Consider the following 14,232-nt stretch of genomic DNA (forward strand, 5'->3'; position numbering starts at 1 on the left):
GTGAAATTTATTATTTGGAGATATAGTGGAAAAGATAGCAGATATCATAGAGTCAATAGCAAACGAAAAAGGTTTGGAGATAGAGGATGTAAAAGAGCGCGTTATAAGGGCTCTTGTAAATACGGCTAAGCGCGTTTATGGCGAAAATTACGAATATGATGTCGTTATAGACAGTGCAAGTCGCTCGCTTCGTTTGTATCAAAAAATCACGATAGTGGCTAATGACGATGAGCGTTTGCAAGAGGATAACGAGCATTTTTTAAGCTTGGATGAGGCTAAAAAGATAGATAGCGGGGTTGAGGTAGGAGATGAGCTTACTTATGAGCTAAGCACGGATAATCTAGGCAGAACCGCCGCTCAAACGCTTCATAAAGAGCTTGAATACCACATACAGCGCCTAATGGAAGAGAAAATTTTCCAAAAATATCAAGATATGATAGGGCAAATGGTATTTGGAACCGTTACTCGCGTAGATAGCGAAGAAAATACATTCATAGAGATAGATGAAATTCGTGCCGTTATGCCGCGTAAAAACCGTATCAAAGGCGAGAAATTTGGAGTCGGAAACGTCGTAAAAGCAGTTATTAAAAGCGTGTATATAGATAAATCTCAAGGCATTAGAGTTGAGCTTAGTAGGACATCTCCAAAATTTTTAGAAGCTCTTTTAAAAGCCGAAGTCCCAGAGATCAAAGACGGACTTGTATTGATCGCTGCAAGCGCTAGAATTCCGGGCGAAAGAGCTAAAGTCGCACTTATATCAACAACTCCAAATGTAGATCCCGTGGGCGCAACGGTCGGCACTAAGGGCGTGCGCATAAATGCCGTGACAAAAGAGCTAAACGGAGAAAACATAGATGCGATAGAGTTTTCAAGTGAGCCGACTATCCTTATAACTCGAGCGATGGCGCCTGCTATAATAAGTGCCGTTAAGATCGTTGATGAGAAAAAAGCCGTCGTAACTATCGCAAGCGAGCAAAAGAGCAAGGCGATCGGCAAAAGCGGTATAAACATACGTTTAGCAAGCATGCTGAGCGGATTTGAAATCGAGCTTGTCGAGCTTGGCAGCGTGAAAGCAACCGAAGATAAAGAAGAGAGCATGAAAGATCTTAAGGCTCTGTTTGGGGATTTGTAGGTTGAAATTTGATTCGGCAAGGCTAAAAACAGCTTTGCCGAAGAGTAAATTTGCTAGTTAAAATAGCGTAAATTTAAACCAAATTATTTATTTTTAGTAGATCTGTGAAGCGGATGTTGGTAGTCGTTTCTCTCGCAGCCGCTTAGTAAAAATCCGGCTAAAAATATCATCGATACAAGCAACACTTTTTTCATTTATTTCCCTTGTTTTTTGAATTTTCGCGATTATATCCAAAAATTTCACTATATTAAAAATTTATGCAAAAACGGCTACAATCTAGAAATTTAAAATTAAGGAAAATTTGTGTTGCAAGCACTCGCACTTAGATATCGCCCCCGAAATTTCGACGAACTTATCGGACAAGAATCGGTAAGTAAAAGCCTAACTCACGCACTTAGCGAAAATCGCCTAACTCATGCGTATCTGTTTTCGGGTCTTCGCGGAAGCGGTAAGACTTCAAGCGCTAGAATTTTTTCAAAGGCTCTAGTGTGCGAGAACGGTCCCACTTCAAAGCCGTGTGAAAAGTGCTCTCATTGCGTCATGGCTAACGAGTCTCGCCACATCGATATCATCGAGATGGACGCGGCAAGCCACAGAAAGATAGATGACATCAGAGAGCTTATCGAGCAGACGAAATACGCTCCTGCGGCTGCGCGATATAAAATTTTTATCATAGACGAGGTGCATATGCTCACTCGCGAAGCCTTTAATGCGCTTTTAAAGACGCTTGAAGAGCCTCCAAGCTATGTGAAATTTATCCTTGCTACAACCGATCCGCTTAAGCTTCCAGCTACCGTGCTTTCGCGCACTCAGCATTTTAGATTTAAGCAAATTTCAAAGCAAAATATCATCAAACATCTTGAATTTATTCTAAGTAAAGAGGGTGTAGAGTATGAGAGCGAGGCCGTAGAAATTCTCGCTCGCAGCGGCTCGGGCTCACTTAGGGATACGCTTACTTTGCTTGATCAAGCTATTGTTTATTCGCATGCAAAGATCACTCAAACCGTGGTTGCCGATATGCTTGGGCTGCTAGATCCTGCACGTATCGAAGAGATTATGCAAGTCGTGATGAGCGGCGATAGAGCCACGATGAGCAGGCTTGTAAGCGAGATTGAGAGCTATGACGGAGAGATGATAATTGATGAATTAATCGCAAATTTAAAAGAGAATTTTTTAAGCGGAAGCAACAAATATTCACTGCTTTTATACGAGAGATTTTTTAGAATTTTATCTGAAGCCAAGAGCATGCTTAGCGTAAGTAGCGATAACGGTTTCGTGCTTAGCATAATGCTTTTTATGATGATGGAAGCGATAAATTTAAAGCCTATTGACGACATGATAGGAAATTTTGAGCTAAAAGAGCAGGGCTTAAATTTAAGCACTCCTACGGCTAAGCAGGCTCAAAAGGCTCAAGTAAATACGCCTGCTAAAATGGTATCAAAAAGCCCATATGAACTGTTTTTGGATAAAATTTACGATAGAGATTATTCTCTTGGAGAGTGCTTTAAGGAGTGCATTGAGTTTTTGGAGTTTAAAGATAACTGCCTTAGCCTTTCTTCAAATGCAAGCGGAGCCAACCAAGAAAAATTGCGCTCCAGTTCAAAAATTATAATGGAAATTTTACGTGCGAATTTTGGTCCAGAGGCAAAGATTAAGATTGCCCCAAAAGAAATTCAGCCTAAAATAGACGATAAAAACGAAGCGAATTTATCCAAGAGCGATATGGCTAGAGCCAAGCAAGATATGGAGCAAATTTCAAGTCCGAATTTAGCCGAGCCAAGTCAAGAGTTTCAGTCAAATTTTAAGCCTTATCTTGGCGATAAAAGAGATAATACCGAGGATTTTACTACCGCTTATTCGCTAAAATTTCAAACCGATTCGGGCATTGTGGTTGATGATATGGCCTTGCTTGATATGGAGCTTGAAAAGATTGAGGAGCAAAGCAAGGATACAAGTAAGTCAAGCGAAATCCACGAAGTAAAGGTCAAGATAGACGATTCTACTATGCTTAAGCCCGAATCAATCGAGTCAAAATCGCCCGAAGAGTTGCAAAACGCTAAAAACCAAGCTATATTAAAAGAGGCGCATAGGCTTTTTGGCGAACCTGAAATTTTAAATTTGAGTTAGTAAAAAACTAAAATTTGAGCTTTAAAAGACTCAAATTTTAATCATTTAATATCGATAAAAGCTCTTTATTGTCTTTTGTTTTAAGCATTTTTGCATACAGGAATTTAAGCGCTTCCACATCATCCATTGAAGCGATGGCCGAGCGTATAGCCCAAATTTTTTGAAGTTCGTCAGGCTTTTGAAGAAGCTCTTCTTTTCTTGTGCCTGATTTTAAGATATTGATAGCCGGATAAATTCTGCGGTCTGAGATGTTGCGATCAAGCACTATTTCGCTATTTCCAGTACCTTTAAACTCCTCAAATATAACCTCATCCATTCTTGAACCTGTATCAATAAGCGCTGTTGCGACGATGGTCAAACTTCCGCCGTCCTCGATATTTCTAGCCGCTCCGAAAAATCTTTTCGGTTTGTGAAGTGCGTTTGCGTCAACACCGCCCGTTAGCACCTTGCCGCTTGGCGGAGTTACGGTATTGTAGGCGCGTGCAAGACGGGTTATACTATCAAGCAAGATGATGACATCCTTGCCCATTTCAACTAAACGCTTTGCTTTTTCGATAACGAGCTCGGCAACTCGCACGTGATTAAGCGCGGGAAGATCAAAAGTCGAGCTAAACACTTCGCCTTTTACGCAGCGCTGCATATCGGTAACTTCTTCAGGGCGCTCATCAACCAAAAGCACCATGAGGTGCGCTTCGGGATGATTTCTTGCGATACCGTGAGCAAGCTCTTTCATAAGCTCGGTTTTACCGCTTCTTGGAGGTGCGACGATAAGTCCGCGCTGCCCCTTTCCTATAGGTGTAAAGAGATCAAGCACGCGACCCGTAAGCTTCATCGCGTCATACTCAAGATGAAGTTTTTGCGTAGGAAATAGCGGAGTTAAGTTATCAAAAAGCGGCCTTTCTTTGGCTTCCGCTAGAGGCATGTAATTAACTGCTTCGATTTTAAGCAGGGCGTAATATTTTTCTTGATCTTTTGGCTCTCTAACTTGACCGGTTACTATGTCGCCTACACGCAGGGCGAATTTGCGAATTTGAGAGTTTGAAACATAAGCGTCGTTAGAGCTGTCGCTTAAATTCGCATCAACCGAGCGTAAAAATCCGTAACCTTCGTTGGTAATCTCCAAAATCCCCGTAAATAATATAAAACCGCCTTGTTTGGTCTGTGTTTTTAGGATTTCAAATATCAAATCTTGTCTGCGAAATTCGCGTGGGTTTTCGACACCTACGCCGTTTGCTATCTGTACAAGTTCTTCTAGGCTTAGTGTGCGAAGTTCTTCGATTTTATGTCCGTCAACAGGGATGTGAGTTCGTGTGTTTTGATGTTTTCTGGAAGTTTTTGTATTCTCTGAATTTGGCTGGGTTACGCCATTTTGATTTGCGTTATTTTCCATATATCCTCTTTATAAAGTATGGGTGTTTTTGTAGATTGATTTAAGTTTCAAAAGAAGCTTTAATTTGGGTCGTATTTTATATAAATTTAGTTTTGTTGTCAAGTTTTGATTTGTTTTAAATGTGCTAAAATGCCGTTAAAATTTAAAAATGAGAGTTCAAAATGATGGATTTTAAAGACGGCGAACGTGAAAAAAAGATAATAAAAACCGCTTTTATAGGTATAGTTACGAACGTGATTTTAGCAAGCATTAAAATTTTTATAGCCCTTGCTTCAAATTCCGTAGCTATCATCTCTGATGCGGTAAATAACCTAAGCGACGCATTTTCAAGCTTGATAACGATTTTCGGATCAAAGCTTGCCCAAAAGCTACCTGACGAGAGCCACCCGTACGGATACGGAAGGGTTGAGTATATCGGAGGGCTTATAGTCTCTATCATAGTTTTAATGCTTGGTTTTGAGTTTTTAAAAACCTCGATAGAAAACATCATAGAGCCTGTTACTACGACATTTACTCCGGCTCTTTTAACCATACTTTTCATCGCTATATTTGTAAAATTTGCCATAGCGTTTTACTATAAAAAGATGGGAAATTTAACCAAGTCCATAGCCTTAAAAGCAGTCGGACAGGAAGCTTTGGGAGATGCCATAATATCTTGCGTGATACTTGTTAGCGCAGGACTTTCGTACTTTGCAAATATCCAAGTTGACGGCTATGCGGGAGCTTTGGCTTCGCTTTTTATCATTTATAACGGCGTGATTTTGATCAAAGAGACGTTTGATAGAATTATCGGCGGGCGAGTGGAAAAAGAAGTAAGCGATGAAATTTATAAGGCGGTTAAGGAGTGCGAGATAGTCCTTGATGCGTATGATCTGATACTTCATAACTACGGTGTTGAGCGATATGTAGGCTCGATAAACGTAGAAGTTGACGAGCATATGAAAATTTCAGAAATTTCTCAGCGCTTAAACGAGCTTCAGATAGAAATTTACCGCAGATATCGCATATATCTTGTGTTTGGAATTTATAGCGTAAATTTAGGACAAAACGACACTAAAGAGTGCGTGAAAAATCTATTAAGCGAATTTAAAAGCATACTGAATTTACACGCATTTTTTATAAATACGGATAAAAAAACGGTTAGATTTGATGTCGTGGTTAGCTTTAAAGAGCGAAATTTAGACGAGCTTAGAGCCAAAATGGAAAGTGTCGTTTCGGCGCAGTTTCCCGGATATAAAATTTTTATCGTTATCGATAGGGAGTTTGCTTAGAATTTATCCTTGGCGCGCAAAGTTTGCTTAGAAGCTGCGCGCTTTGGAATTTTTATCAAATTTAGCGTATATTACGACAGATACGATTATGATAGCTCCGTAAATCACTCTCGTATAAAATGCGTCAAAGCCCATGGCTACGATACCGCTTTCCATTATGCCAATGATTATGCTGCCTATGAGCGTTCCATATACGCTTCCGCTTCCTCCGCTTACACCCGTACCGCCGATAAAGATCGCCGCAAATACAAGCAACATGTATCCGTCTCCTTGCGTAGGCCACCAGTTGATAAACTCAAGACTCAAGATAATGCTTGCAAGTGCGCTCATCACGCCCATATTGATGAAAAGCAGATATTTGCTTCTAGTAACGTTTATGCTTAGCATTTTAGCGGCCTTTGCGTTATCGCCTGAAAACAAGATATTGTCTCCGAATTTGTGTTTAAAGATCATGATGTAAGTTAGTATCGCCAAAACGGTCGCGATGATTGATTGAGCGGGTATTCCTGCAAGTCTGCCTACAAAAAGCTCTTTCATGAGGCCTTCGGCACTCGCTAAAGATAGCGAAAGTCCTCCGCTTAGCACCACCGCAAGCCCCCGCCAGAAAAACTGTGTGCCGATAGTTGCGATAATGGAAGGTATTTTTGCGTTTATAACCAAAATTGCGTTAAAAGCTCCGCTAAGTGCACCAAAGCTAAGGCTTGCAAGCGTAGCTAAGGCTAAATTTCCGCTTGCTTTAAAAACGTAAGAAAATACAAATCCGCTCATCGCCATCGTCGCAGGAAAACTCATGTCAAACTCGCCTGAGATGATAAGAGGAAGCAGACCAAGGCAGAGTATGAGTATGATAGGCACAGAGGTTAGGTAGCTAAAATAGATGTTTTTGGCTAAAAACACCTCAGGCGAAAAGGCTGCAAACACTCCTAAAATCACAAAAAGTATCGCGGTGATGACTAAATTTTTACTCATAAAATACCTTGTAGAGTGAATTTAGATCCGAAATTTCGCTTTTATCTAGTTCTTGCTCTATCACTCCGCTTCGTAAAAGCACGAATTTATCGGCGATATGAAAGGCTTGATTTAGGTTGTGAGTGATGATTATGATGCTTAAATTTTGCTCTTTGAGTTTATCCAAAAAGCCCATAAACCGCTCGGTCTCATTTACTCCAAGCGCGGTTGTGGGCTCATCAAGAATGAGAATTTGCGATTTGAAATAAATCGCTCTAGCTATGGCAAGCCCTTGCTTTTCGCCTCCGCTTAGGTTGCTTGCAAGGCTTGTGGCATCAATTCCCGCTCCGCTAAAGCCCATGAACTCTTTTAAAATTTGATTTGAAATTTCTATCTCTTTTTTCCTATCTATGAGCCCAAATTTCGTGATATGGCGCGTGGCAAAGATGTTGCGATAAATCTCTTGAGAAAGCCCAAGCGAGCTATCTTGAAAGACTACTTCCATGCCTAAATTTCTAGCTTTTAGCAGGTCAAATTCTCCCCTCTTTATAGGAGTATCAAGCACGCTAAAGCTATCAAATTTATCAAACCTATCATAGCCGCAAAGGCACTTGATAAGAGTTGATTTACCCGCTCCGTTATCGCCCAAAAGAGCGATCGTCTCGCCCTTTTTTAGGTTAAAATTTATGCCTTTTAAAATTTTGGTTTTGCCAAAACTTTTAAAAGCGTTTTTAAGCTCTATCGCGTTATCTGATGCCATTTTTTACTAACGGCTCGATAAGAGCTATGTTTTTAGCTGTAATGAAGCCTCCGCCGGTATCAACTTTAAACCCTGAAAATCCGTATTTTTTGCTCATTACGATTTGCACGATACTAAAATACCCCTGAAAGAACGGCTGTGCGTCGGCAACCAGATCGATTGAGCCGTCTTTTATGCCTGCAATCGTAGCAGGAGATAGCGAAAATCCTGCGATATTTAGCTTTTCTTTATCCAAATTTAGGCTTTTCATGAACTGCGGTGACTGCGCCGTTAGAGCTCCGTGGTCAAGCACTACCAGCTTGGTGTCAGGATGTTTTGCCATGTAAGCGCTAAATACGCTAAGTCCTAGGCTTGGATCTTTGTTTATCTCAGGTGAAATTTCGATATATTCGACCTTTAGCCCTTTTTCTTTGAACACTTCAAGCATTGCTTTTGCTCTAAGGCCTCTTACAGGCATGCTAAGCAAACCCCATACCATCACCTTTTCGCCGCTTTTCATCTCAAATTTTTGCACCGCTTCGTGTGCCATCGCCTTGCCACTTTCGTAGTTGTTGCTTCCAGTGTAGCCAAATCCGCTTGACTTAAAGGCTTCTAGGCTTTTTGGAAGCTCGGTGTCTATGCTTGTTACGTTTATGCCTTTTTCTATCGCATTTTTGATAAGAGGCTGATATAGCTCGTCTCCGGGATGACCCATCACTATAATGCCGTCAGGCGATGTTGCAACGGCGTTTTTGAAATTTTCAACCATCTTGTTTGGATCCCACTCGGAATATACCACCTTAAGATCGACATTTAGGTCTTTTGCCGCCATTTTTGCGCCGTTTGAGATAACGCTTGAGAAATTATCGCCGATACTTCCCGCTTCAAAATAAACTTTAAGCTTATCGCCTGCCGTAAGCGAGCTTGCAAGCAGCAAGCAACTTAATAAAACACTTTTAAATTTCATATTTGCTCCTTAAATTTAATTTTTATGACAAATTTGTTACTTAATAATTATAAATACTATCATATTTGCACTTAAAATTTCGCTCAATTTTATTTTTGGATAAGACTTTGTAAGCGAAATTTTTAAATTTAATGCTCGCTTTTAAGCCCCGCTCCGCAAAGTGAGATGATGCTGTCTCCTGCGAACTCGTGAGTTTTTGCATACTCTTCATACGCAGCATATATCGCAGCCGTAGTATGCTCCACGTAAAATCCGCTTTTCGCCAGATGCTCTCTTGCAGGCAAAATCGCATTTTCGGGTATCGTTATCACTTCGCGCTCGCCTGCGTATTTGCTTGTTAAAATTTCACACCCTCTCATCGGCTTTCCTATAGCTATGCCTTCAGCTTCGGTCGGCTTTACGACGATATCAAGCGGCTTATCTTTAGCGCCGAAAAACGGAGCGCAATTTTCGCTTTGTACGATAAAAATTTTAGGCAGCTTTTTTATAAGTCCCGCTTCAAAAAGCTCCGTAAGTGCAAGCTCACAGCCGATTAGCAGCGTGCCGTTGCCAACAGGCAAGAAGAAGTTATCAGGCACACGTCCGAGCTGCTCGTAAATTTCATATACGTAAGTTTTAGTGCCTTGATAAAAGATCGGATTATAGACGTGATTTGCGTAATAAATGCCTTCATCTCGAGCTTTTTTGCGGCACGCATCGGCCGTTTCATCTCTAGTGCCGTCAAACACCGTTGCCGTAGCGCCAAAAGCTTTTATCATGTTTATCTTTTTTTCAGACGTGCCTTTAGGGACGTAAATTTCACACTCAATCCCTGCTCTAGCGCAATAGGCAGCAACCGAATTCCCGGCATTTCCGCTACTGTCTTGAAGGACTTTTTTAACTCCTATACTCTTACAAAACCAGATAAGAAGTGCCGCACCGCGATCTTTAAACGAAAGCGTAGGCATCGCATAATCAAGCTTAAAGTAAAGCTTATCATCAAATTTAACGCATGCCGTCATGCCCTCGCCAAGCGTGATCTGCTTCCAAATTTCATTTTGAAGCGGCATAAATTTGCGGTAGCGAAATAGGCTAAATTCGCTCTTATCCACAAGATCAAGCGAGAATTTAGGCGGAGTAAATTTAAGCTCATAAAGCCCACCGCACTTGCACTCAAAGTTTAAATTTTCAAGAGGAGCTTCGCTACCGCAACTAGTACATCTAAAATTTGCCATTTTTATTCCTTGTAAATTTGATATTTTAAGCCTAAATCATCGCCACTTGAGCTTCTATCTCAACCAAGCAGCCAAAATGAAGTGCCGAGGTAGGCACGACTACGCGCGCAGGTTTATGCTCGCCAAAAAACTTCGCATACTCATCGTCTATATCGTCCCAAAACGCTATATCGGGCGTATAAACTCTGCACATTATCACGTTTTCTTTTTTAGCTCCGGCTTCGGTTAAAACTGCTTGTAAATTTGCAAGCGCCTGCCTAGCATGCTCTCTAGCGCCGCCTTTTGGAAGCTGCATGCTTGCCATGTCGATACTAAGCTGTCCTGAGACGTAAAGTATGCCGTTATGCTCGATAGCGGGAGTGTAGTGAGCTTTTCTATTTTTTGAACTTTGAGTCTCTATCTTTTTCAAATTCGCTCCTTTGATGAAAATTATCAAAATTTACAACCTTTTTTATAAATTCCATGTAAAATTTGGCTTAATATGCAAATTTGATTTAACCTTAAAATCAAAACATTAGCTGTATAATTTAGGAATTTAAATTTGAAAGAAAAATGTAAATCATGAGTAAAACCAAGTGCGCACATTGCCATCAAAGCTTTGAAGATAGCGTTATGATCGAGTCTGGCGGCAATAAATTTTGTTGTAACGGCTGTAAAAGCGTATTTGAAATTCTTTCTTCCAGCGGACTGAGTGAGTTTTACGATCGTCTTGGTAAAAATGTCTTAAGTCCAGTTAAGTCTAGCGCTCAAAAAGATGAAAATTTAGAATCGGCTTATCAAAATTATGTAAAAAAAGAGAATGGGTTTAGCAAAATTTCACTCGTGATAGACGGCATTCACTGCGCAGCTTGTATCTGGCTAAATGAGAAAGTTTTATTTAACACAAACGGAATTTTAGAAGTAAACATAAACGCTTTAAATAATAAAGCCACCATAGTTTGGGATGAAAGCGAGATAAATTTGGCTCAAATTTTAAGGCTCATAAGATCTATCGGCTATGACGCTTACGCTTATGATCCAAGCCGCGGGGAGGAGTGCATAAGCAATAAAAGGCGCGAGTTTTACGCTAAGCTTTTGGTTGGAATTTTTGCCACGATGAATATCATGTGGCTAAGTGTGGCCAAATATGGAGGCTATTTTACTGGCATTAGAGATGATGTAAAGGCTATTTTGAGCTTTGCCGAGTTTGTTCTAGCGACGCCTGTGCTATTTTATACGGGAAGCGATTTTTTTAAAGGCGCGCTTGCTGCGATAAAAAACAAAACGCAAAATATGGACTTGCTTATCATCTCAGGCGCACTTGCGGCTTATATATTTTCGATATATGCAATGTTTTCAAGGCATGGCGAGGTCTATTTTGACTCGGTTGCGATGATAATCACCTTTGTTTTTATCGGTAAATATTTAGAAGTATTAAGCAAAAAAAGAGCTAGCGATACGCTTGATAGCCTAAATTCGATGGTTGCAAGCAAAGTAAGCGTGAAAATAGGCGATAAAACCGAGCTTAAAGATGTAAATGATGTTAAGATCGGCGATGTGATCATGATAAGAGCCGGCGAGCGAGTGCTAATTGACGGCGTTATCGCAAGCGGAGCGGGTAGCTTTGACTACTCAAGTCTTACGGGCGAGAGTGTGGCGGTTTTTAAGGAGCAAGGAGAGTCGCTAAGCAGCGGCACGATATGCCTTGACGGGTTTGTGGAGTGCGCTGCGAGTTCGAAATTTAGCGACTCAACGCTTAGCAAGATCATACATCTGCTTGAAAAGGCAACTACGAAAAAACCGCACATAGAAAAGCTTGCGAATGAAATTTCAAGCAAATTTTCAAGTGCCATTATGCTTTTAAGCCTGCTTACGTTTTGCTTTTGGTTGTGGCATGCAGGCTCTTTTGAAGCGGCTTTGATCGTGGGAATTTCGGTTATCGTCATAGCTTGTCCGTGTGCGCTTGGTCTTGCAACGCCCGTTAGCACGCTTGTGGGGCTTGGGGTTGGATTTAAAAAAGGCTTGATATTTAAAGAGGCAAAGGTGCTTGAAAGCCTTGCAAAGTGCGATGTGATCGTATTTGATAAGACGGGCACGCTTACTACGGGCAAGCTTTGTGTGGATAAATTTGAAAGCTTTATGGAGTATGATATAAATTTGCTCTACTCGCTTGCAAAAAGCTCCGCTCATCCCGTTAGCAAAGGAGTTTGCGAGTATCTGGAAACTAATTTTGAAGGGCTTAAAATTTATGATTTGCAAGATGTCGCAAGTATCGAAGCAAAGGGAACTAGAGCGAAATTTAATACAAGCGAAATTTTTGGCGGAAGCGGGAGATTTATGCAAGAACTTGGCATAAATTTAGATGATGTTAGTAAAAGTACAAATTATTATTTTTCTATTAACGGCAAGCCGGCTGCAAAATTTGAGCTAAGCGATAAGATAAGAGCCGGCGCAAGCGAGTGTATAGAGGCGCTAAAGCGGGCTAAATTTGAGATCGTAATGCTAACGGGAGATAATGAATTTGTGGCTAAAAAAGTAGCAAGCGAGCTTGGCATAGAGGAGTTTAAAGTCAACTGCCTGCCGACCGATAAGGCAAATTTTATAGAAAATTTTACTAAAAACGGCAAAAAAGTCGTGATGGTAGGAGACGGTATAAACGACGCTCTTGCCCTAAGTCACGCAAATGTGGCACTCTGTCTTGGAAGCGGGGCTGATGTGAGCTTGCAGCGAAGCGATGTGGTGCTGATGAGTGATGATTTAAGGCTTATCAAAGAGGCTATAATCCTATCAAAGCGCACTTTTAGAGTGATAAAGCAAAATTTAACCTTTTCGCTTGTCTATAACGCGCTAACCATCCCGCTTGCGATGGCAGGATACGTGGTGCCTGTCGTAGCTGCTATCTCGATGTCATTAAGCTCGCTTGTAGTCGTGTTAAACTCAATGAGAATCAGGCAAAATTTGAAGTGAAATAGGAATAAAATGGATATAAGTATAATAGCTTTGATGATCGGAATTTCAACACTGCTCGGAGCTTTTGGGCTATTTGCTCTGCTTTGGGGGCTTAAAACGAAGCAGTTTGAGGACTATCGCAAATTTTTAGACGGAACGAAATATGATGATGAAGAGTCGCTAAATGACGCTTATAAAATGGAGTTAAAGCAAAAAGAGGCGGCCAAAAAAAGTTATAGACCGCCCGATTGATAAATTGCCAAGTTAAACTTAAAAATAAGATTATTTTAAAGTTTCGATAAAATCATTAACTGCTTTTATATCATCCATGCTTAATTTTATCATCTGAGTCTTCATTACCGCACCCATACCGTATAAGTTTGCTGTACCTGTTTTATAACCTTCAAGTGCTTTTAAGCGATCTTCTTTAGATACTGAAACAAGAGGCGGAACTTTATTTGCATACTTTTTTTCGGCATATTGACCATGACAGGCGTTGCATTTTTTATATATTTCGGCACCGTCAGTCGCATATAAAGATGAGCCTAAAACAAGGGTGGTTACAAAAAAGATAATCTTTTTCATTTTTTTTCCTTTAATAAAAATTATTTGTTATTATATTCTAAATTTACTTAAAATAAATTATAAAAAGAAACTAAAATATTACTTATTATTTTGTTCTTGATTAGTAAATGATATAGGACTACAAGACGGGAGTTAAGAGACTATTTTAGAGTATCTATAAATTCGTTTACAGCCATCAGCTCCTCTATACTCAGATTTACGACTTGATCTTTCATCGAGCTACCCATTCCGTATCTATTGATTGTACCATCTTTGTAGCCTTCAAGTGCCTTTAAACGTCTCTCTTTTGGAATATTTACAATCGCAGATGCCTTGGGATGATATTTTAAATCGGCTTTTTGCCCGTGACAACCCATGCATTTTTTATAAATTTCTTTACCATCTATGGCATATAAAGATGAGTGTAAAATGCAAATAGTTATAAAAATATATAGACTTTTCATTAATACTCTTGATTTAATCTAAAATACAGTTTCAAAAATAAAGTATAAGTGCTTTTTGATAAAATAGGGCGGAAGACCGCCCAGATGTTTATTTTAAAGTAGTAATATACTCAGAGACAGCTTCCATATCAGCTTCGCTTAGTGGAGCTACGATCGGTTTCATCATGGCGGCTGATTTAAATTTGTTTAACGTGCCGGCTTTGTAAGCCTTAAGAGCCTCTACCATCTCCTCTTTTGAAAGAGTTGTAAGAACCGGAACCTTGTTTAAGAAAGATTTCTCAGCTTTTGGGCCGTGACAGGCAACACATTTTTTGTAAAGCGTAGCTCCATCAGCCGCAAAAAGGCTTGAAGCAAGAAGTGCCGCAGCACCTGAAACGATAAGTAGTTTTTTCATTTTATCCCCTTTAGTAAAATAACGGGGCGCATTATAATATAAAAAGATTAATGTTTGGATATATTTTATAAATATTTGTTGCGCTTCTTAAATT

14 protein-coding genes are annotated in these 14,232 nt (G+C 40.2%); 5 read left to right on the top strand and 9 right to left on the bottom strand.

Going from position 1 to position 14,232, the window contains the following annotated elements; genetic code table 11:
- Positions 1 to 25: 25 nt before the first annotated feature.
- Positions 26 to 1,132: a transcription termination factor NusA gene (gene nusA, locus CDOM16190_RS05870; protein WP_170019302.1), complete on the top strand. Its 1,107-nt coding sequence runs from the start codon at positions 26 to 28 to the stop codon at positions 1,130 to 1,132.
- Positions 1,133 to 1,435: 303 nt separating this feature from the next.
- A complete protein-coding gene (locus tag CDOM16190_RS05875) occupies positions 1,436 to 3,259 on the top strand; it encodes a DNA polymerase III subunit gamma/tau (RefSeq protein ID WP_502707513.1) in 1,824 nt (607 codons plus the stop codon).
- A gap of 37 nt (positions 3,260 to 3,296) precedes the next feature.
- Here the strand turns inward: CDOM16190_RS05875 and rho are convergent, their stop codons facing one another.
- Positions 3,297 to 4,649 carry a transcription termination factor Rho gene (gene rho / locus CDOM16190_RS05880; protein ID WP_211437420.1) on the bottom strand — a complete coding sequence of 451 codons (1,353 nt, stop codon included), beginning with the start codon at positions 4,647 to 4,649 and terminating at the stop codon, positions 3,297 to 3,299.
- 161 nt (positions 4,650 to 4,810) lie between these two features.
- Between rho and CDOM16190_RS05885 the strand changes: the two genes are divergently transcribed.
- Entirely contained in the window at positions 4,811 to 5,920 is a 1,110-nt protein-coding gene (locus CDOM16190_RS05885) for a cation diffusion facilitator family transporter (RefSeq protein WP_169972903.1), read from the top strand.
- A gap of 27 nt (positions 5,921 to 5,947) precedes the next feature.
- Here CDOM16190_RS05885 and CDOM16190_RS05890 read toward each other — a convergent pair whose 3' ends face one another.
- The 5 genes from CDOM16190_RS05890 to CDOM16190_RS05910 all read right to left on the bottom strand — a co-directional run bounded on the left by CDOM16190_RS05890 (position 5,948) and on the right by CDOM16190_RS05910 (position 10,197).
- Positions 5,948 to 6,889, bottom strand: a complete 942-nt coding sequence (locus tag CDOM16190_RS05890; RefSeq protein WP_170019303.1) for an ABC transporter permease — start codon at positions 6,887 to 6,889, stop codon at positions 5,948 to 5,950.
- Positions 6,882 to 7,628 carry an ATP-binding cassette domain-containing protein gene (locus CDOM16190_RS05895; protein ID WP_170019304.1) on the bottom strand — a complete coding sequence of 249 codons (747 nt, stop codon included), beginning with the start codon at positions 7,626 to 7,628 and terminating at the stop codon, positions 6,882 to 6,884. Before CDOM16190_RS05895 ends, CDOM16190_RS05890 begins: the two co-directional genes overlap by 8 nt.
- Positions 7,615 to 8,574, bottom strand: coding sequence for a sugar ABC transporter substrate-binding protein (locus CDOM16190_RS05900; RefSeq protein WP_170019305.1), 960 nt, complete (start codon positions 8,572 to 8,574; stop codon positions 7,615 to 7,617). The genes CDOM16190_RS05895 and CDOM16190_RS05900 overlap by 14 nt, the downstream gene beginning before the upstream one ends.
- Before the next feature lie 128 nt (positions 8,575 to 8,702).
- Complete coding sequence (locus CDOM16190_RS05905; protein WP_170019306.1) at positions 8,703 to 9,788, bottom strand: threonine synthase; 1,086 nt, start codon at positions 9,786 to 9,788, stop codon at positions 8,703 to 8,705.
- A gap of 31 nt (positions 9,789 to 9,819) precedes the next feature.
- The gene (locus CDOM16190_RS05910; RefSeq protein ID WP_170019307.1) at positions 9,820 to 10,197 is read right to left on the bottom strand and encodes a RidA family protein; all 378 of its coding nucleotides are present in this window, start codon (positions 10,195 to 10,197) and stop codon (positions 9,820 to 9,822) included.
- Between the two features lie 152 nt (positions 10,198 to 10,349).
- Between CDOM16190_RS05910 and CDOM16190_RS05915 the strand changes: the two genes are divergently transcribed.
- Positions 10,350 to 12,734, top strand: coding sequence for a heavy metal translocating P-type ATPase (locus tag CDOM16190_RS05915; RefSeq protein ID WP_170019308.1), 2,385 nt, complete (start codon positions 10,350 to 10,352; stop codon positions 12,732 to 12,734).
- Between the two features lie 12 nt (positions 12,735 to 12,746).
- On the top strand, positions 12,747 to 12,968 hold the full coding sequence (gene ccoS, locus CDOM16190_RS05920) for a cbb3-type cytochrome oxidase assembly protein CcoS (protein ID WP_170019309.1): 222 nt from the start codon (positions 12,747 to 12,749) through the stop codon (positions 12,966 to 12,968).
- 30 nt (positions 12,969 to 12,998) lie between these two features.
- Here the strand turns inward: ccoS and CDOM16190_RS05925 are convergent, their stop codons facing one another.
- The 3 genes from CDOM16190_RS05925 to CDOM16190_RS05935 all read right to left on the bottom strand — a co-directional run bounded on the left by CDOM16190_RS05925 (position 12,999) and on the right by CDOM16190_RS05935 (position 14,138).
- The gene (locus CDOM16190_RS05925) at positions 12,999 to 13,301 is read right to left on the bottom strand and encodes a c-type cytochrome (RefSeq protein WP_170019310.1); all 303 of its coding nucleotides are present in this window, start codon (positions 13,299 to 13,301) and stop codon (positions 12,999 to 13,001) included.
- A 140-nt stretch (positions 13,302 to 13,441) separates the two neighbouring features.
- Positions 13,442 to 13,744, bottom strand: coding sequence for a c-type cytochrome (locus CDOM16190_RS05930; protein WP_170019311.1), 303 nt, complete (start codon positions 13,742 to 13,744; stop codon positions 13,442 to 13,444).
- Between the two features lie 88 nt (positions 13,745 to 13,832).
- The gene (locus tag CDOM16190_RS05935) at positions 13,833 to 14,138 is read right to left on the bottom strand and encodes a c-type cytochrome (RefSeq protein WP_169972928.1); all 306 of its coding nucleotides are present in this window, start codon (positions 14,136 to 14,138) and stop codon (positions 13,833 to 13,835) included.
- Between the last annotated feature and the right edge of the window lie 94 nt (positions 14,139 to 14,232).

Origin of the sequence: Campylobacter sp. RM16190, from assembly GCF_012978835.1 — a bacterium.
Lineage (GTDB): Bacteria > Campylobacterota > Campylobacteria > Campylobacterales > Campylobacteraceae > Campylobacter_A.